The sequence below is a fragment of the Streptomyces sp. NPDC053076 genome, assembly GCF_044546845.1.
Lineage (GTDB): Bacteria > Actinomycetota > Actinomycetes > Streptomycetales > Streptomycetaceae > Streptomyces.
Map to the genome: position 1 here is coordinate 178558 of NZ_JBITZL010000009.1, position 17433 is coordinate 195990.

The 17433-nt window shown below is 71.6% G+C and carries 18 protein-coding genes and 1 riboswitch; of the genes, 8 read left to right on the plus strand and 10 right to left on the minus strand.

The annotated features are described in order from the left end of the window. Positions 1-2: 2 nt before the first annotated feature. Both ACIGYR_RS31635 and ACIGYR_RS31640 read right to left on the minus strand, forming a co-directional pair. Positions 3-272: a DUF4031 domain-containing protein gene (locus ACIGYR_RS31635; protein ID WP_391846577.1), complete on the minus strand. Its 270-nt coding sequence runs from the start codon at positions 270-272 to the stop codon at positions 3-5. After that, positions 269-652 carry a hypothetical protein gene (locus ACIGYR_RS31640; RefSeq protein ID WP_391846575.1) on the minus strand — a complete coding sequence of 128 codons (384 nt, stop codon included), beginning with the start codon at positions 650-652 and terminating at the stop codon, positions 269-271. Before ACIGYR_RS31640 ends, ACIGYR_RS31635 begins: the two co-directional genes overlap by 4 nt. Before the next feature lie 56 nt (positions 653-708). Here ACIGYR_RS31640 and ACIGYR_RS31645 point away from each other — a divergent pair, with 56 nt between their 5' ends. The 3 genes from ACIGYR_RS31645 (at position 709) to ACIGYR_RS31655 (ending at position 3552) form a co-directional block, all read left to right on the plus strand. Next, a complete protein-coding gene (locus ACIGYR_RS31645) occupies positions 709-1614 on the plus strand; it encodes a MurR/RpiR family transcriptional regulator (protein ID WP_391846573.1) in 906 nt (301 codons plus the stop codon). Between the two features lie 120 nt (positions 1615-1734). Then, positions 1735-2658 (plus strand): N-acetylmuramic acid 6-phosphate etherase, encoded by a 924-nt coding sequence (gene murQ / locus ACIGYR_RS31650; protein ID WP_399606031.1) that lies wholly within the window; start codon positions 1735-1737, stop codon positions 2656-2658. Between the two features lie 321 nt (positions 2659-2979). After that, positions 2980-3552, plus strand: a complete 573-nt coding sequence (locus tag ACIGYR_RS31655) for a hypothetical protein (protein WP_399606028.1) — start codon at positions 2980-2982, stop codon at positions 3550-3552. A gap of 40 nt (positions 3553-3592) precedes the next feature. Here the strand turns inward: ACIGYR_RS31655 and ACIGYR_RS31660 are convergent, their stop codons facing one another. Continuing rightward, the gene (locus ACIGYR_RS31660) at positions 3593-4720 is read right to left on the minus strand and encodes an NADH:flavin oxidoreductase (RefSeq protein WP_399606026.1); all 1128 of its coding nucleotides are present in this window, start codon (positions 4718-4720) and stop codon (positions 3593-3595) included. Positions 4721-4874: 154 nt separating this feature from the next. On the opposite strand from ACIGYR_RS31660, the gene ACIGYR_RS31665 reads away from it, so the two are divergent. Next, a complete protein-coding gene (locus ACIGYR_RS31665; RefSeq protein ID WP_399606023.1) occupies positions 4875-5192 on the plus strand; it encodes a hypothetical protein in 318 nt (105 codons plus the stop codon). Positions 5193-5295: 103 nt separating this feature from the next. On the opposite strand, the gene groL is transcribed toward ACIGYR_RS31665, so the two are convergent. From groL to thrC, 4 genes are all read right to left on the minus strand, one after another. Further along, positions 5296-6918: a chaperonin GroEL gene (groL, locus tag ACIGYR_RS31670; RefSeq protein ID WP_391846565.1), complete on the minus strand. Its 1623-nt coding sequence runs from the start codon at positions 6916-6918 to the stop codon at positions 5296-5298. Positions 6919-7215: 297 nt separating this feature from the next. Further along, the gene (locus tag ACIGYR_RS31675; RefSeq protein WP_004929928.1) at positions 7216-7419 is read right to left on the minus strand and encodes a cold-shock protein; all 204 of its coding nucleotides are present in this window, start codon (positions 7417-7419) and stop codon (positions 7216-7218) included. A gap of 430 nt (positions 7420-7849) precedes the next feature. Next, the gene (locus tag ACIGYR_RS31680) at positions 7850-8125 is read right to left on the minus strand and encodes a MoaD/ThiS family protein (protein WP_391846563.1); all 276 of its coding nucleotides are present in this window, start codon (positions 8123-8125) and stop codon (positions 7850-7852) included. Then, complete coding sequence (gene thrC / locus ACIGYR_RS31685) at positions 8122-9405, minus strand: threonine synthase (RefSeq protein ID WP_391846561.1); 1284 nt, start codon at positions 9403-9405, stop codon at positions 8122-8124. The genes ACIGYR_RS31680 and thrC overlap by 4 nt, the downstream gene beginning before the upstream one ends. Positions 9406-9422: 17 nt before the next feature. Beyond that, a riboswitch (SAM riboswitch) is annotated at positions 9423-9579 on the minus strand. A 159-nt stretch (positions 9580-9738) separates the two neighbouring features. Here thrC and ACIGYR_RS31690 point away from each other — a divergent pair. Next, positions 9739-10710: a glucosyl-3-phosphoglycerate synthase gene (locus ACIGYR_RS31690; protein ID WP_399606017.1), complete on the plus strand. Its 972-nt coding sequence runs from the start codon at positions 9739-9741 to the stop codon at positions 10708-10710. Positions 10711-10784: 74 nt separating this feature from the next. After that, the gene (locus tag ACIGYR_RS31695; protein ID WP_399606015.1) at positions 10785-12224 is read left to right on the plus strand and encodes a trehalose-6-phosphate synthase; all 1440 of its coding nucleotides are present in this window, start codon (positions 10785-10787) and stop codon (positions 12222-12224) included. 120 nt (positions 12225-12344) lie between these two features. Here the strand turns inward: ACIGYR_RS31695 and otsB are convergent, their stop codons facing one another. The 3 genes from otsB to ACIGYR_RS31710 form a co-directional block, all read right to left on the minus strand. Further along, the gene (otsB, locus tag ACIGYR_RS31700; protein WP_399606012.1) at positions 12345-13178 is read right to left on the minus strand and encodes a trehalose-phosphatase; all 834 of its coding nucleotides are present in this window, start codon (positions 13176-13178) and stop codon (positions 12345-12347) included. Positions 13179-13583: 405 nt separating this feature from the next. Further along, a complete protein-coding gene (locus ACIGYR_RS31705) occupies positions 13584-13808 on the minus strand; it encodes a DUF3263 domain-containing protein (RefSeq protein ID WP_391846553.1) in 225 nt (74 codons plus the stop codon). Positions 13809-13841: 33 nt separating this feature from the next. Next, positions 13842-15095, minus strand: coding sequence for an ABC transporter substrate-binding protein (locus tag ACIGYR_RS31710; protein ID WP_399606358.1), 1254 nt, complete (start codon positions 15093-15095; stop codon positions 13842-13844). A gap of 142 nt (positions 15096-15237) precedes the next feature. Between ACIGYR_RS31710 and ACIGYR_RS31715 the strand changes: the two genes are divergently transcribed. After that, positions 15238-16185, plus strand: a complete 948-nt coding sequence (locus ACIGYR_RS31715) for an ROK family protein (protein ID WP_399606355.1) — start codon at positions 15238-15240, stop codon at positions 16183-16185. Next, positions 16185-17405, plus strand: coding sequence for an N-acetylglucosamine-6-phosphate deacetylase (gene nagA, locus ACIGYR_RS31720; RefSeq protein ID WP_399606009.1), 1221 nt, complete (start codon positions 16185-16187; stop codon positions 17403-17405). The genes ACIGYR_RS31715 and nagA overlap by 1 nt, the downstream gene beginning before the upstream one ends. Positions 17406-17433 lie beyond the last annotated feature (28 nt).

Below are 17433 nucleotides of genomic sequence, written 5' to 3' on the forward strand. Positions count from 1 at the left end.
GGTCAGGAAGCCTGTCGCCTCTTCCGCCGGCGCAGGCCCGACGCCCGCAGCAGCCGCACCACCTCGCGGCTGCTGACCTCCACCGCTCCGGCGGCCACCGCGTCCGGGTAGCGGTGTGCGGGAAGGTCGTAGTGATCGCGCTCGAAGGCCCGCTTCGGCACGCCCAACCCGGCGGCGAACGCGTGGAGTTCGTCGTACGAGGCATCGCTGACCAGATGCGACCACATGCGGCCGTGGCCGGGCCAGGAGGGCGGGTCGATGTAGAGCGTCACGACGAGGCCATCCCGCCGGTGGCCGAGCCCAGCGAACCCACGGACGCGACCTTCACGCCCGCCTTGTGGCACACCCAGTGCGGGTCGGGGCCCAGTTCCGGCTCCACGTCCAGCGCGTGCGGGTCGCCGGAGCCGCACACCGGGCACAGCGGCCAGCGGCCGTACCGGTCCAGCAGCGCGTCCTGCACGTCCTGGGCGACCAGCCCGGCGACGAAGGTCGCGCCCTCCGGCCACTGCTCGACCCACCAGCGCCGCTGGGCGACGGCGTCCTCCACCAGTGAGACGACGTCCGCCTCGGCGACCTGGCCCGCGACCAGATCCGCGAGTACCAGGGCGCGGGCCGCGTGCAACGCCTGCTCCAGGGGGGTGATGGGGTCCATGCACCCCATTGTGCGCACTCTTGACCGCGACACCGAACCGAAAATATCTTTCATTCGTGACCCAGGACATGAAGGAAAGTTTCGGCAGTCCCGGCGGCTCGCTCGCCGCCAAGGTGCGCACGCTCGCCCCTTCCATGACCCGGTCCATGCAGCGCGTCGCCGAGGCCGTCGCGAACGACCCGGCCGGCTGCGCCGCACTCACGGTGACCGGCCTCGCCGAACTCACCGGCACCAGCGAGGCCACCGTCGTACGCACCGCCCGGCTGCTCGGCTATCCGGGCTACCGCGACCTGCGGCTCGCCCTCGCCGGCCTGGCCGCCCAGCAGCAGTCGGGCCGGGCACCCGCGATCACCACCGACATCGCGGTGGACGACCCCATCGCCGACGTCGTCGCCAAACTGGCCTACGAGGAGCAGCAGACCCTCGCCGACACGGCCGCCGGAATCGACACCGTGCAGCTGGGCGGCGCCGTCACCGCGCTGGCCGCCGCCCGGCGCACCGATGTGTACGGCATAGGCGCGTCGGGACTCGTCGCCCAGGACCTCACCCAGAAGCTGCTGCGGATAGGGCTCATAGCCCACGCCCACAGCGACCCGCACCTCGCGGTCACCAACGCGGTGCAGCTGCGCTCGGGCGACGTGGCGATCGCGATCACCCATTCCGGGTCGACGGGGGACGTCATCGAGCCGCTCCGGGTCGCCTTCGAGCACGGGGCGACCACCGTCGCGATCACCGGCAGACCCGACTCGCCGGTCACCCAGTACGCCGACCTCGTGCTGACCACGTCGACCTCGCGGGAGACGGAGCTGCGGCCCGCCGCGATGTCCTCCCGGACGAGCCAGCTGCTGGTCGTGGACTGTCTGTTCGTGGGCGTGGCGCAGCAGACGTACGAGACCGCGGCCCCGGCGCTGGCCGCGTCGTACGAGGCGTTGGCCCACCGGCACCGGAGTGCCTCGCGCTAGACCACAGGAGTGAGTGCTGTGGGTGTCTGCGGGATCGGAGCCGCGTGCCGGACACAGCCCCGCGCCTTCAGGTAGGTTCACCGCCCCCCGATCGGAAAGTCACGGAGAGAGCCGCCCCCAATGACCTCCTCTGACCTGCGCAGCCAGTTGGCTTCCCTGACCACCGAGGCCTTCCGGCCCGAGCTCGCCGACATCGACCGGTTGCCCACCCTCGACCTCGCCCGGCTGATGAACGGCGAGGACGCGGGCGTACCCGCCGCCGTGGCGGCCCAGTTGCCGCGGATCGCCGCCGCCATCGACGCGGTGGCCGAGCGCATGACCCGCGGCGGACGGCTCGTCTACGCCGGTGCCGGTACCGCCGGGCGGCTGGGAGTGCTGGACGCCTCCGAGTGCCCGCCGACCTTCAACACCGACCCCGAGCAGGTCGTCGGCCTGATCGCGGGCGGCCCCGCGGCCATGGTCACCTCCGTCGAGGGCGCGGAGGACTCCGCGGAGCTGGCCCGCCGGGACCTCGACGCGCTGAAGCTCACACCCGACGACACCGTGGTCGGTGTCTCCGCCTCCGGCCGCACCCCCTACGCCGTCGGCGCCGTGGAACACGCCCGCGCCCTGGGCGCCCTGACCATCGGTCTGGCCTGCAACGAGCACAGCGCGCTCGGCGCCGCCGCCGAGCACGGCATCGAGGTCGTCGTGGGCCCGGAGCTGATCACCGGCTCCACCCGGCTGAAGGCGGGCACGGCCCAGAAACTGGTGCTGAACATGCTGTCGACGATCACGATGATCCGGCTCGGCAAAACGTACGGGAACCTGATGGTCGACGTGCGCGCCTCCAACGCCAAGCTCCGCGCCCGCTCGCACCGGATCGTCTCCCAGGCCACGGGCGCGGCTGACGCCGAGATCGAGAAGGCCCTCACGGAGACCGGCGGCGAGGTGAAGCAGGCGATCCTGGCCCTGCTCGCGGGCGTCGACGGCCCGACGGCCGCCCGTCTTCTGGAGGAGTCCGGCGGCCACCTGCGTGCGGCGCTGGCGCAGGCGCCCCGCTGACCCGGGGCCCGGGGGCCGGGGGCGGGGGGGCGGGTGCCATGGCCGCGCCTCCACCACGGCCGGCGTACCTGTTCGGCTTCGCTTGCCCTCCCCGGGCGGCCGGACCCCGCGAAGCGGCGGGGCAACTGCCGTGGCGGCCATGGGTGGTGGGCGTTGTCGTCCCGGGGTGGCCGGCGTCGAAGCGGTGAAGGGCGGCACGGGGACGGGCCGTGCGGGTCGTCGACGTGCTCACGACTCCGCCCAGGGTTCGCCGGTGCGAGGCTCGGCGGCCGGTGCGGAGCGGGGCAGGGCACCATGGAGGGGAGGAGGCGACCGACCGATATGAACCACGCCCAGCTCACCGCCCTCGGACGGGCTCTCCGGCTGCTCGGCGAGCACGGGGAGGCCCTGACCACCGACACGCCGGAGGCCCGGCTGCACGAGATCAGGAACGACCTGCGCCGGGCCCTCGATCTGCTGGACGACAGCGTCACCACCGGTGCTCCCGCCACCCGCTGTCCCGAGCACCCGCAAGGGCCCGTGGACGAGAGCGCCCCCGACCGGTGCCTGTTGTGCGAGACCCGGCGCCGGGCCGCGCGCCGGTCGGAGTTCCAGGGCAACAGGCCCCGCCCGGACGAGCCGGTCCCCACCGCGCCCTCCCGGTACGGCGTCCGCGGCGACCGCCCGCAGCCCCAGCAGCGATGGCTGCCGGAGCTGTGGAACGGACAGGAGTGGCAGCTGTGCGGTACACCCCGCCGGGACCGGCACGAGGCGGAGGCGTATCTCGCGGCCCAGCGCCGCGGTTCCCGGCCCGCCATGGCGTACCGGCTCGTCCACGAGTTCACGGACTACGAGGTGCTGCGGGTGTGGGGGACGCCGGTGCGGGTCGACATCGAGCCCATGGGCAACCTCTAGCGCCCGGCCGCCGGCCGGCCGGGCGCGGGGGAAGGCCCGGTCAGCTCAGGCTCTTCAGCGCCGCCGCGTCGTACGGCTTCAGCTCGTCGAAGCGGTCGGAGAGGACCTTGGCCGCCCACTCGGGGTCCTGGAGCAGCGCCCGGCCGATGGCCACCATGTCGAACTCGTCGGCCTCCAGGCGGTCCAGGAGGTTCTCGATGCCCTTGACCGGGGAGCCCTCGCCCTGGAAGGCGTTGATGAAGTCGCCGTCCAGGCCGACCGAGCCCACGGTGATGACCTGCTTGCCGGTGAGCTTCTTCGTCCAGCCGGCCAGGTTCAGGTCGGATCCCTCGAACTCGGGGAGCCAGTAGCGGCGGGTGGAGGCGTGGAAGACGTCGACGCCGGCCGCCGCGAGCGGGGTGAGGAGGGCCTCCAGCTCCTCGGGGGTCTCGGCGAGGCGGGCGGTGTAGTCCTGCTGCTTCCACTGCGAGTAGCGGAAGATGACCGGGAACTCGGGGGACACCGCCTCGCGGACCGCGGCGATGATCTCCGCCGCGAACCGGGTGCGGGCCACCGGGTCGCCGCCGTACGCGTCGGTACGGCGGTTGGTGCCCTCCCACAGGAACTGGTCGAGCAGGTAGCCGTGGGCGCCGTGGATCTCCACGCCGTCGAAGCCGATGCGCTCGGCGTCGGCCGCGGCCTGGGCGAACGCGCCGATGACGGCGTCCAGGTCCGCCTGCGTCATGATCTTGCCGGTCGGCTCGGCGCCCGCGGTGACCAGACCGGAGGGGCCGACGGCCGGGGCGTCGGCGAAGGGCGGCTCGCCCTGCTTGCGAACCATGCCGATGTGCCACAGCTGCGGGACGATCGTGCCCCCGGCCGCGTGCACGTCCTCGGCGACCTTCGCCCAGCCCGCCAGCTGCTCCTCGCCGTGGAACCGCGGTACGCGGTCGCTCTGGCCCGCCGACTCATGCCCCACGTAGGTGCCCTCGGTGACGAGCAGGCCGACGCCGGCGGCGGCCCGGCGCGCGTAGTACGAGCGCACGTCCTCGCCGGGGATGCCGCCCGGGGAGAACATGCGGGTCATCGGCGCCATCACGATCCGGTTCGGGACGGTCAGGCCGTTCAGCGCGATCGGGCGGGAGAGGAGACGGGCCGCCCGGGAGACGGGGGGCGTGGTGACGGTCATGTGGGGGCTCCTCGCGAATGACGGGGTTACCAGCTGGTATGTGCGTGCGCATTGTTGCAACTCCTTAAGTAATGCCGGTGAGCGGCCCCCGCATTCCCCCTCCCGGGCGGGTGGCGTGTGACTCCCGACATATGGCGAGCCGACCGGCAACCGGGTGAATCGACCGGGCCCCCCGTTCCTCACCGCCTGGCACTACGACGCCACGCGGCGCACGGTGACCGACCAGGTCGCGCCGCCCGCCACCGGCTCGGACACCCGGCCCATGGCAGCCGTGTCGCGCACGAGCGCGCCGATCGTCCTCGCCTACCACGACATCAACCCGCACCCCGCCAACGGCCGGACCTCGCTGACGGCCCGCGCCACCACCAAGCCGGTGTCGGCGCGCACCAGCGGCGGCGTGTCGCTGGCCGTCCGCGACGAGGCGGAGGATCTCGCCCGGCCGCGGTTCACCGCCCTGCGCATCGCCCCCTGAGCGAGCACGCACCGGAACACGGGAACGCCCGAGGGCGGTACCTCCAGCCGGAAGCTGGGGGTACCGCCCTCGGTCCGTAGGACGGGTGATCGACCGGGGTCGATCAGAAGTCCATGTCACCGCCCGGCATGCCGCCGCCGGCCGGCGCGGCGGCCTTCTCCGGCTTGTCGGCGATGACGGCCTCGGTGGTGAGGAACAGCGCGGCGATGGAGGCGGCGTTCTGCAGCGCGGAACGGGTCACCTTCGCCGGGTCGATGATGCCCTCGGCGACCAGGTCGACGTACTCACCGGTCGCGGCGTTCAGGCCGTGGCCCGGGGTCAGGTTGCGCACCTTCTCCACCACGACACCGCCCTCGAGGCCGGCGTTGACGGCGATCTGCTTCAGCGGGGCCTCCAGGGCGATGCGCACGGCGTTGGCGCCGGTCGCCTCGTCACCCTCCAGCTCCAGCTTCTCGAAGACCTGGGAAGCCTGGAGCAGGGCCACGCCACCACCGGCGACGATGCCCTCCTCGACGGCGGCCTTCGCATTGCGGACGGCGTCCTCGATGCGGTGCTTGCGCTCCTTGAGCTCCACCTCGGTGGCGGCACCGGCCTTGATGACCGCGACACCGCCGGCGAGCTTCGCCAGGCGCTCCTGCAGCTTCTCGCGGTCGTAGTCGGAGTCGCTGTTCTCGATCTCGGCGCGGATCTGGTTCACGCGGCCGCCCACCTGCTCCGAGGAGCCGGCGCCGTCGACGATGGTGGTCTCGTCCTTGGTGATGACGACCTTGCGGGCGCGGCCCAGGAGGTCCAGGGTCGCGTTCTCCAGCTTGAGGCCGACCTCCTCGGAGATGACCTCGCCGCCCGTGAGGATGGCGATGTCGCCGAGCATGGCCTTGCGGCGGTCACCGAAGCCCGGGGCCTTGACGGCGACGGACTTGAAGGTGCCGCGGATCTTGTTGACGACCAGGGTCGACAGGGCCTCGCCCTCGACGTCCTCGGCGATGATCAGCAGCGGCTTGCCCGACTGCATGACCTTCTCCAGCAGCGGGAGCAGGTCCTTGACCGAGGAGATCTTGGAGTTGGCGATCAGGATGTACGGGTCGTCGAGCGACGCCTCCATCCGCTCCATGTCGGTGGCGAAGTACGCCGAGATGTAGCCCTTGTCGAAGCGCATACCCTCGGTGAGCTCCAGCTCCAGACCGAAGGTCTGGGACTCCTCGACGGTGATGACGCCTTCCTTGCCGACCTTGTCCATCGCCTCGGCGATCAGCTCGCCGATCTGGGTGTCGGCGGCGGAGATGGACGCGGTGGAGGCGATCTGCTCCTTGGTCTCGACGTCCTTCGCCTGCTCCAGCAGGGCGGCGGAGACGGCCTCGACGGCCTTCTCGATACCGCGCTTCAGAGCCATCGGGTTGGCACCGGCGGCGACGTTGCGCAGGCCCTCCTTGACCAGGGCCTGGGCGAGCACGGTCGCGGTGGTCGTACCGTCACCGGCGACGTCGTCCGTCTTCTTGGCGACTTCCTTGACCAGCTCGGCGCCGATCTTCTCGTACGGGTCCTCGAGCTCGATCTCCTTGGCGATGGAGACACCATCGTTGGTGATCGTGGGGGCGCCCCACTTCTTCTCGAGGACGACGTTGCGGCCCTTGGGGCCGAGCGTCACCTTCACGGCGTCCGCGAGCTGGTTCATGCCGCGCTCGAGGCCGCGCCGCGCCTCCTCGTCGAACGCGATGATCTTGGCCATGTGAAGTGGTCCCTCCAGGACTGGGGGTGATTCCTTCGGACCGCGCCCGCGCCCGCGACGGACGGCTCGCCGGCCGCGTGGTTCCTTGCCCCACCTGGCCTGCGGGCCTCACCGACCCGGTCCTTCGTTGTCACTCTCACCTTCAGAGTGCTAACGCAATGATTAGCACTCGGCATGGTCGAGTGCAAGCGCCTCACCCGGGAACGGGGCCGCCGTCAGCCACCCGCGAACACCGGACCGGGGACGGCGAAGGGCCCGCACCCTCTGCGAGGTGCGGGCCCTTCGGACAAGAAACGTTCAGGCGCTGAGGCGGACCATGTCGGCCTGCGGGCCCTTCTGGCCCTGCGAGATCTCGAACTCCACCCGCTGGCCCTCCTCCAGGGTGCGGTAGCCGTCCATCTGAATGGCGCTGTAGTGGACGAAGACGTCCGCACCACCGTCGACCGCGATGAAGCCGTACCCCTTCTCCGCGTTGAACCACTTGACGGTGCCCTGAGCCATGCCTAACTCCCCTATTACTGGCCCTTGCACAGATCCACACTTCGCGGACCCGGGTCAGACCTCACCCCCCATTGGCCGGGGGCGTGCGCCGGAACGCGTCGACCGCGGCTGAATGTATCTGTCCAACTGCCGTCTGCAACAGGTCAATCGGACGAGAATTCTGGACGCGCACGGTCCGGGAAGTGGGGAGAATTCACCCGACGTCAGGGCAAGTCGGGCCCCGCGAAAGGCACAAAAGCCGCAGATAACCCGCACACTTTGGCTACTTCTTGTCGGGCGGGCGGCATGATTCCAGGGCCCGCGACCCGAAGGTCACGACCGCGTTCCCCAACTCTACCGCGCTCAATCACGCAGAATTGCCCCCTCCGCTTCTCTCACGGAGGGGGCAATTCGATGTACAGCCGGTAACCGAGGTTACCGAAGGTAATAATCAGCCTCCGGCCACGGCCGGAATGATCGAGACACCGGCGCCCTCGGGGGTCGCCGTCTCCAGGCCCTGCTCGAAACGGACGTCGTCGTCGTTGACGTACACGTTCACGAAGCGGCGCAGCTTGCCCTGGTCGTCCAGGACCCGGGCGGCGATACCGGTGTGGTTCTTCTCCAGGTCGGCGATGACCTCGCCGAGGTTCGCGCCCTCGGCGGCGACCTCGGCCCGGCCGCCGGTGTAGGTGCGCAGGATGGTGGGGATGCGAACGGTCACGCTCATGCGAGGCCAGCCTCTCGGAAGGAGTCCAGGGTCGGGCGGATGGTGGCGGTGAGGCCGGTCCCGGCCACCGCGTCCAGGGTCTTCAGGCCGTCGCCGGTGTTGAGGACGACCGTGGTCTTCGCCGGGTCCAGCACGCCGTCCTTGAGCAGCTTGCGGGTGACGCCGACGGTCACCCCGCCCGCCGTCTCGGCGAAGATGCCCTCCGTGCGGGCCAGCAGCTTGATGGCGTCCACGACCTCCGCGTCCGTGACGTCCTCCACGGCACCGCCGGTGCGGCGCGCGATGTCCAGGACGTAGGGGCCGTCGGCCGGGTTGCCGATGGCCAGGGACTTGGCGATGGTGTTCGGCTTCTGCGGGCGCACCACGTCGTGCCCGGCCTTGAAGGCCGTGGACACCGGGGAGCAGCCCTCGGCCTGCGCGCCGAAGATCTTGTACGGCCTGTCCTCGACCAGTCCCAGTTTGATCAGCTCCTGGAGACCCTTGTCGATCTTCGTGAGCTGGGAGCCGGAGGCGATCGGGATCACGATCTGGTCAGGCAGCTGCCAGCCGAGCTGCTCGCAGATCTCGTACGCGAGGGTCTTGGAGCCCTCCGCGTAGTACGGGCGCAGGTTGACGTTGACGAAGCCCCAGCCCTCGCCGGCCGGGTCGCCGATCAGCTCGGAGCAGAAGCGGTTCACGTCGTCGTAGTTGCCCTCGATGCCGATGAGCTCACCGCCGTAGACGGCGGCCATGACGACCTTGCCCTGCTCCAGGTCGTGCGGGATGAACACGCACGAGCGGAAGCCGGCGCGGGCGGCGGCGGCGCCGACGGCACCGGCCAGGTTGCCCGTCGAGGAGCAGGAGAGCGTGGTGAAGCCGAAGGCGCGGGCGGCCTCCAGGGCCTGGGCGACCACCCGGTCCTTGAACGAGTGTGTGGGGTTGCCGGAGTCGTCCTTCACGTACAGGCCGCCGGTCACGCCCAGCTCGCGGGCGAGGTTGTCGGCCTTGACGAGCTTGGTCCAGCCCGGGTTGAGGTTGGGCTTCTCCGCGACGTCCGCCGGGACCGGCAGCAGGGGCGCGTACCGCCAGATGTTCGCGGGGCCCGCCTCGATGCGGCGGCGCAGTTCCTCGGTGTCGTGAGCGGAGAAGTCGTAGGCGATCTCCAGCGGGCCGAAACACTCTTCGCAGGCGAAGACCGGGCCGAGCGGCACCCGATGACCGCACTCGCGACAGCTCAGGGCGGCGGCGGGACCGAGGTCTACGGTGGAGTCACTGGTGCTTGCAACTGTCTGCACAGCCATGGAGGCGAGGCCCTTTCTCCTCATCTTCCTCACGACGCATCTCGCCGTGAGACGGATTTGGCACCTTCCCTAGCCGGGAGCCTCGCGGAGATGATCAGGAATGATCTACGAGAACCGGCTGGAGGGTTGCCGGGGCTTCATCGGGCCGTGTCCCTCTGCCCCTCTGGATGAGCGGTATTCGGTTGTGAACGCGCGCGACCCCCGACATGCGATGGTCATCGGCGTTGTTCAAGACTGTAACCGAAGGCCAGGACAGTTGAGATAGTCGTCCGAACCGCGAGATGGATCACACGGCCCACCCGTGTGGTCACGAACAGTGAGGAGCCGCAGACCGTGCTGGAAGAAGTCGAGCGCTGGCTGGCCACCCGCTCCTGGTCCGTGGCCGATCGCCCTCTCCACCGGATCCTGTCCGCCAAGCAGCGCACCGGCCAGACGATCAGCGTCGTGCTGCCCGCGCTCAACGAGGAGGAGACGGTCGGCGACATCGTCACCGCCATCCGTCACGACCTCGTGGAGCGGGCTCCGCTGGTCGACGAGATCGTCGTCGTGGACTCCGGATCCACCGACCGCACCTCCGAGGTCGCCGCCGCCGCGGGCGCCCGGGTCGTGCACCGCGACGAGATACTGCCCCGCCTCCCGGCCGTCCCCGGAAAGGGTGAAGTGCTGTGGCGCTCCCTGCTGGTCACCGGCGGGGACATCCTCTGTTTCATCGACGCCGATCTGAAGGAGTTCTCCTCCGACTTCGTCCTGGGGATCGTCGGCCCGCTGCTCACCGAGCCGGGCGTGGACCTGGTCAAGGCGATGTACGACCGTCCGCTCGCCGCCGGGTCCGGTCCGCTCGCCCCCGGCGGGACCGCCGGGCAGGGCGGCCGGGTCACCGAGCTGATGGCCCGCCCGCTGCTGAACATGCACTGGCCGCAGTTGGCCGGCTTCGTGCAGCCGCTGGGCGGCGAGTACGCGGCCCGTCGCTCCCTGCTGGAGCAGCTGCCCTTCCCCGTCGGCTACGGCGTGGAGCTGGGCATGCTGGTGGACGCGCTGCACCTGGTCGGCCTGGACGCGCTGGCCCAGGTGGACGTGGGGGTGCGCAAGCACCGCCACCAGGACGGCCAGGCCCTCGGCCGGATGGCCGCCGCCATCTACCGCACGGCCCAGCTCCGGCTGGCCCGCGGTCATCTGATCCGGCCCTCGCTGACCCAGTTCGAGCGGGGCGAGGACGGCTTCGAGCCGCGCACCTACTCGGTGGACACCGAGGAACGGCCGCCCATGGTGGAGATCGCGGAGTACGCCGACCGGAAGGTGGCGTGAACGGGCCGTATACGGTCGGCTTCCCGGCCGGAACGTACGTTTGAGCGTTTGCGGGCCGGGCTAGGTTGAGGCGTATGGCTTCCACCCGCGCTGCTGCCGAAAAAGCTCAGGTGCTGGTCGCGTCGAATCGCGGCCCGGTCTCCTATCAGGTACGCGAGGACGGCTCGCTGCACTCCAGGCGGGGCGGCGGCGGGCTGGTCTCGGGGCTGTCCGCCATCGGCTCGGACGCGGACTCGGTGTGGGTGTGCGCCGCGCTGGGTGACGGCGACCGGGCGGCCGTCCGGCGCGCGGACGGCGGGCTGCTGCCGGCCGGGGACACGGGCGGGCAGCGGGTGCGGATGCTCGACATCGACGCGGCCGTGCACGCCGAGGCGTACAACGGCATCGCCAACTCGGTGCTCTGGTTCGTCCACCACATGCTGTACCAGACCCCGCTGGAGCCGGTCTTCGACGCGGAGTTCCGGCGGCAGTGGGCGTCGTACGAGACCTACAACCGGGCGTTCGCCGAGGCGCTGGCCGAGGAGGCGGCCGAGGGTGCGGCGGTGCTGATCCAGGACTACCACCTGGCCCTGGCCCCCCGCATGCTTCGCCGGCTCCGCCCCGACCTGCGCATCGGCCACTTCTCGCACACCCCGTGGGCCCCGCCGGACTACTTCCGGCTGCTGCCCGACGACATCGCGGCCGAGCTGCTGACCGGCATCCTGGGCGCGGACCGGGCGGCCTTCCTCACCGAGCGGTGGGCGGGCGCGTTCCGGGACTGCTGTCACGCGGTGCTCGGACCCGGCATCCCCTCCGGCACCCGGATCGGGGTGCACGGGCTGGGCGCGGACGCGGACTTCCTGCGCGAGCGGGCGCACCAGGAGGACGTGGCCGAGCGGATGGCGGCGCTGCGGGAGGAGATCGGGGCGGACCGCAAGACCATCGTCCGGGTCGACCGCACGGAGCTGTCGAAGAACATCGTGCGCGGACTGCTGGCGTACCGGCAGCTGCTGGAGGACCACCCCGAGTGGCGTGAGCGGGTCGTCCACGTGGCGTTCGCCTACCCCTCCCGCCAGGACCTCGCCGTGTACCGCGAGTACACCGCCGAGGTGCAGCGGGTCGCGGACGAGATCAACCAGCACTACGGCACGCCGGGCTGGACGCCGGTGGTGCTGCACGTGAAGGACGACTTCGCGCGCTCTCTGGCCGCGTACCGGCTGGCCGACGTGGCGCTGGTGAACCCCATCCGGGACGGCATGAACCTGGTCGCCAAGGAGGTCCCGGTCGTCTCCGACGAGGGCTGCGCGCTGGTGCTGTCGCGCGAGGCCGGGGCGTACGAGGAACTGGGCGCGGACGCGTTCACGGTGAACCCGTACGACATCGGCGGGACGGCGGAGGCGCTGCACGAGGCGCTGAGCCTGCCGACGGAGGAGCGGGCGGCGCGCTGCAAGCGGCTGGCCGCCGCCGCGACCGCGCTGCCGCCGGCCCGGTGGTTCCTGGACCAGCTGGACGCGCTGACCGGCCAGCCGAGCTGACCGGCCGACCGAGCTGAGCGGCCGACCGGCGCGGCAGGATCGGACGAGCCGGGTGCGGGTACCGGTCAGCCGAGCCGCCGGCCGCCACGGCCGTTCGGACGAGCCGGGTGCGGGGGCCGGTCAGCCGAGATGAGCGGCCAGCCGGCGCAGCAGATCCACGACTCCCTCCGGGCCGTTCACCACCAGGTCGGCCCGTTCCGCCAGCTCGGTGACCTCGGTGCTGCCGCTGCAGACCAGCAGGCCGGGAGTGCCGTTCTTGCGGAGTTCCTCGATCGCGGTGAAGGCGGGGAGGTCGCCCAGGTCGTCGCCGGCGTAGACGACACAGCCGGCGCCGGTGGTGCGGGCGTGGTCGAGCAGGGCCACGCCCTTGTCCATGCCCGGCGGGCGCAGCTCCAGGACCATGCGGCCGGGTTCGACGATCAGGCCGTGCCGGGCGGCGAGGGCGGCGAGGGGGGCCCGCAGGGACTCGAACGTGGCCTGCGGGTCGGCGGCGCGGCGGGTGTGGACCGCGACGGCCCGGCCCTTCTCCTCGATCCACGTGCCCGCACCGGCGCCGGTACGCTCCAGCAGGCCCGGCAGCTCCGCGCGGACGGCGGCGACGCCGGGGTGCGGGGCGGGGGCGGTGACGGTGCGGGTGGCCGCGTCCCAGCGTTCGGCGCCGTAGTGCCCGAGGACGGTCAGGTGCTCCAGGCCGGGGACGCCGTCGAAGCCGCCGTAGCGGACCGCGACCTCGGCCGGACGGCCGGTGATCACCGCGACGGAGGCGATCTTCGGGGCGAGCGCGGCGAGCGCCGGTACGGCCTCGGGGTGGGCGCGGGCCTGTTCGGGGTCGGGGACGATGGGGGCCAGTGTGCCGTCGAAGTCGAGGCCGATCAGTGCGGTGCGGGGCTGCGCGAGCAGGGCGGCGAGTCCTTCTCGGCCGGGGTGGGTCTGCGGAGTGGGCAGAGGGTCCATACCGGGACACTATCCGGCTCGGGCCGGGATACGCCTGGGGCTCCGCCCCAGACCCCGCCAGGGGCTCCGCCCCTGGACCCCGCCCCGCCCACCCACCACCCGACTCGGCCGACCGAAAAGGCACCCGCCAACCGCCTCGGCCGGCCGGAGAAGACACCCTCCGCCCGCCTCGACCGACACAAGCACGCACGCTCCGGTCGGCTCGGCCAGCCGAAGAAGACGCCCTCCGGTCGGCTCGGCCGGCTGAAGAAGACGCTCTCCGGTCGGCTCGGCCGGCTGAAGAAGACGCCCTCCGGTCGGCTCGGTCGGCATGAACACGTGGCCTACGCTCGGCTCGGTGAGCCGAAGGACGCGCCTGGCGTTCGGCTCGGTAGCCGCAAGCACGCATCCGTTCGGGTGGATCGGTCAGCGTTCGGTGCGGTGGGATTCCCGGATCCGGCGTAGGCGGTTGACCGTCACCGGGTCGTGGGCCAGGGCCCGCTCGTCGTCCAGCAGGGCGTTGAGGAGCTGGTAGTAGCGGATCGGGGCCAGGCCCAGCTCCTCGCGGATCGCCCGTTCCTTCGCGCCGGCGCCGGGGAAACCCCGGCGCTCCAGCGCGAGGATGGCCTTCTCTCGGCTGCCCAGTTCCATGCGGGCCACCGTAGCGCCGGGCACCGACAGTCCCTAGTTGGCGCTGCTGCTGTCGGCCGCCGTGGCCGTCGACTGCAACCGGGTCAGTACGCCGGAGGGGCTGCCGCCGGGGGCCACCGCCTGGCCGATGTTCTGCTTCACGGCAGCGCTGACCGCCGCCCAGGAGGTCTTGCCGACGGGGTACAGCTCGGAGGTGGGCAGCTGCTCAAGGAAGGGGCGCAGGGCCTTGTCCGCGCCCGTGTCCGACGCGCTCATGGCGTTGGAGGCGGAGCCGGTGACCGGCAGCAGCCCGTACGTCCGGGAGAACTCGAGGACGTTCTTCTTCGAGTAGACGAAGTCGAGGAAGTCACCGATCTGCTCGGCGTGCCCGTGCTGCCTGAAGCCCATCATCCAGTCGGTGACGCCCATCGAGGCCCTGGCCGTGCCGGTGCGGCCCGGCATCGGCACCATGCCGAACTTCACGCCCTTCTTGGCGGCCTGCTGGATCAGCGTCGGGTGCCCGTTGACCATGCCGACCTGGCCGTCCGCGAAGGCGGCGAAGGCGGCGGCGCGGTTGAGCTTGCCGGGAGCGACCGGGCCGGTCAGGTCCTTGTCGACCAGTTCGTCCTTGAGCCAGGTGAAGGTCGAGACGTTCGCCTGGGAGTCGATCGTGTAGGTGCCGATGTCGTCGGTGTAGCCGCTGCCGCCGTTGCCGCCGCTGAGCAGCCACTGCATCGTCTCGGCCTGCGCCTCCTCGGGACCGAGCGGCAGCGCGATGGGGTACTTCACGCCCTTGTTCTTGAGCGCCTCGGCATCGGCGGCCAGGTCGTCCCAGGTGGTGGGCGGGGTGATGCCGGCCTGGGCGAACAGGGTCTTGTTGTAGAAGAGCACGCGCGTGGAGGCGGCGAACGGGACGCCGTACTGCGTGTGCCGCCAGGCGCCGGCGTCGGAGAGCTGGGAGAGGAAGTCGGCCTGGGTACGGATGGAGAGCAGGTCCGAGACGGGGTAGAGCTTGCCGGCGGCGGCGTAGTCGGCGTAGGCGCCGATCTGGGCCATGTCGGGGGCGTCGCCGGCGTCGACCATCTCCTTGACCTTGCGGTCGACGTCGTTCCAGGAGTAGACGCTGACCTCGACGTTCACGCCGGGGTGCTGCGACTCGTAGTCCTTGGCCAGGGCGTCCCAGTACTTCTTGGAGCTGTTGGCGGCGGAGTCGCCGTAGTCGGCGGCGACGAGTCTGAGCGTCACGTCGGAGGAGCCCGTACTCCCGCAGCCGCCGAGGACCGCCGTCATGCCCAGTGCGGACACCACCGCGATCGTTCCTGCCGTACGCCGACGCACGCTCAAAGCCCCAACCCTGCTGTCTGGCCGTTCAATATATGGACACATAAGGTCTACACCACGCGAGTGGACTAGACCTCTCCCGGGTGGGAGGGCCACACTAGGCTCCGTGGTGAGACATGTCATCGCCCTGGACGTGGGCGGTACCGGGATGAAGGCCGCCCTCGTCGGCGACGACGGCGAGCTGCTCCACCGCGCCCGCCGCGCCACCGGACGCGAGCGCGGCCCGGGCACGGTGGTCGGGACGATCCTCGACTTCGCCGCCGAGCTGCGCGCGTACGGCGCCGAGCACTACGGCGCCCCGGCCGTCGCCGCCGGCATCGCGGTCCCCGGCATCGTCGACGAGGAGCGCGGCATCGCCTCCTATGCGGCCAACCTCGGCTGGCGGGACGTACCGCTGCGCGCGCTGCTCACCGAGCGGCTCGGCATCCCCGTCGCCCTCGGCCACGACGTGCGCACCGGCGGGCTCGCCGAGGGCCGCATCGGCGCGGGCAAGGGCGCCGACCGGTTCCTGTTCGTGCCGCTCGGCACCGGGATCGCGGGCGCCATCGGCATCGACGGCCGGGTGGAGGCGGGCGCGCACGGCTTCGCGGGCGAGATCGGCCACATCGTCGTACGGCCCGGCGGCACCACCTGCCCGTGCGGACAGCACGGCTGCCTGGAGCGGTACGCCTCGGCGTCCGCCGTCAGCGAGACCTGGGCGGCGGTCTGCGGGGACCCGGACGCGGACGCCGCCGACTGTGCCAAGGCCGTCGCGTCCGGTGACCCGAACGCCGTCCGGGTCTGGCAGGAGGCGGTGGACGCGCTCGCCGACGGACTGGTCACCGCCCTCACCCTGCTGGACCCCCGCACGCTGATCATCGGTGGCGGGCTGGCCGAGGCGGGGGAAGTGTTGTTCCAGCCGCTGCGGGACGCCGTCCGGCGCCGGGTGACCTTCCAGAAACTGCCCGCCATCGTCCCCGCCGCCCTCGGCGACACCGCGGGCTGCCTGGGCGCGGGGCTGCTCGCACGGGACCTGCTGACAACCACCCACCCCACGACTCCGGAGGTAAGCACCTGATGGCCAGCGAGCGGGACAGTCATACTCCGGGTCCGGGCAGCGCCCCGTCAGGGGCGCGGGGAACCGCGCGAGCGGCCACGGCGAACCCGCTGGTACTCACCGGCGCGAAGGTGGTCCTCCCCACCGGCACCGTGCGGGACGGGGAAGTGGCCGTCGACGGCAAGCGCATCGTCGCCGAACCGCCGGCCCACGCCCAGCTCGTCGACGTGACCGGCCACTGGCTGGTCCCCGGCTTCGTCGACATCCACAACCACGGAGGCGGCGGAGCCTCCTTCTCCGGCACGCCGGACGACATCCTCAAGGCCATCCACACGCACCGCGCGCACGGCACCACCACGCTCGTCGCCTCCACCGTCACCGACGAGATGGACCTGCTGGTCCGCCAGGCCGGGCTGCTCAGCGAGCTGGCCGAGCAGGGCGACCTCGCGGGCATCCACTTCGAGGGGCCGTTCATCTCGCCGTGCCGCAAGGGCGCGCACTCCGAGAAGCTGCTGCGCGACCCGGAACCGGCCGAGGTCCGCAAGCTGATCGACGCGGCACGCGGCAAGGCGAAGATGGTCACCCTCGCCACCGAGCTGCCCGGCGGCATCGACTCCGTGCGGCTGCTCGCCGAGCACGGCGTGATCGCGGCGATCGGGCACACGGACGCGACGTACGAGCAGACGGTGCAGGCCATCGACGCGGGCGCCACGGTCGCCACGCACCTCTTCAACGCGATGCCCGCCCTGGGCCACCGCTCCCCCGGCCCCGTCGCCGCGCTGCTGGAGGACGAGCGGGTCACGGTCGAGCTGATCAACGACGGCACCCATCTGCACCCCGCCGCGCTGGAGCTGGCGTTCCATCACGCGGGCCCGGACCGGGTCGCGTTCATCACCGACGCGATGGACGCGGCCGGCATCGGCGACGGCCGCTACATGCTCGGCCCACTGGAGGTCGAGGTCAGCGAGGGCGTGGCACGGCTGGTGGAGGGCGGCTCGATCGCGGGCTCCACGCTCACCCTGGACCGCGCGTTCCAGCGGGCGGTGACCGTCGACAAGCTGTCGGTGGAGGACGCCGTGACCGCTCTCTCCACCAACCCGGCCCGCCTCCTCGGCCTCTCCGACCGCATCGGCACCCTGGAGCCCGGCAAGGACGCCGACCTGGTTCTGCTGGACGCGAACTTCGCGCTGAAGGGCGTGATGCGGCAGGGCGAATGGGTGGTAGCGCCCCAACTGCCCTGATCCGTACCGGCGTCCGGAAGACGGTGGC

Excerpts from the sequence above, each read along its gene's own strand:
- ACIGYR_RS31640 (WP_391846575.1), bottom strand. The coding sequence starts at position 652 with ATGGACCCCATCACCCCCCTGGAGCAGGCGTTGCACGCGGCCCGCGCC.
- murQ (WP_399606031.1), top strand. The coding sequence starts at position 1,735 with ATGACCTCCTCTGACCTGCGCAGCCAGTTGGCTTCCCTGACCACCGAG.
- ACIGYR_RS31655 (WP_399606028.1), top strand. The coding sequence starts at position 2,980 with ATGAACCACGCCCAGCTCACCGCCCTCGGACGGGCTCTCCGGCTGCTC.
- ACIGYR_RS31660 (WP_399606026.1), bottom strand. The coding sequence starts at position 4,720 with ATGACCGTCACCACGCCCCCCGTCTCCCGGGCGGCCCGTCTCCTCTCC.
- groL (WP_391846565.1), bottom strand. The coding sequence starts at position 6,918 with ATGGCCAAGATCATCGCGTTCGACGAGGAGGCGCGGCGCGGCCTCGAG.
- ACIGYR_RS31675 (WP_004929928.1), bottom strand. The coding sequence starts at position 7,419 with ATGGCTCAGGGCACCGTCAAGTGGTTCAACGCGGAGAAGGGGTACGGC.
- ACIGYR_RS31680 (WP_391846563.1), bottom strand. The coding sequence starts at position 8,125 with ATGAGCGTGACCGTTCGCATCCCCACCATCCTGCGCACCTACACCGGC.
- thrC (WP_391846561.1), bottom strand. The coding sequence starts at position 9,405 with ATGGCTGTGCAGACAGTTGCAAGCACCAGTGACTCCACCGTAGACCTC.
- ACIGYR_RS31695 (WP_399606015.1), top strand. The coding sequence starts at position 10,785 with ATGGCTTCCACCCGCGCTGCTGCCGAAAAAGCTCAGGTGCTGGTCGCG.
- otsB (WP_399606012.1), bottom strand. The coding sequence starts at position 13,178 with ATGGACCCTCTGCCCACTCCGCAGACCCACCCCGGCCGAGAAGGACTC.
- ACIGYR_RS31705 (WP_391846553.1), bottom strand. The coding sequence starts at position 13,808 with ATGGAACTGGGCAGCCGAGAGAAGGCCATCCTCGCGCTGGAGCGCCGG.
- nagA (WP_399606009.1), top strand. The coding sequence starts at position 16,185 with ATGGCCAGCGAGCGGGACAGTCATACTCCGGGTCCGGGCAGCGCCCCG.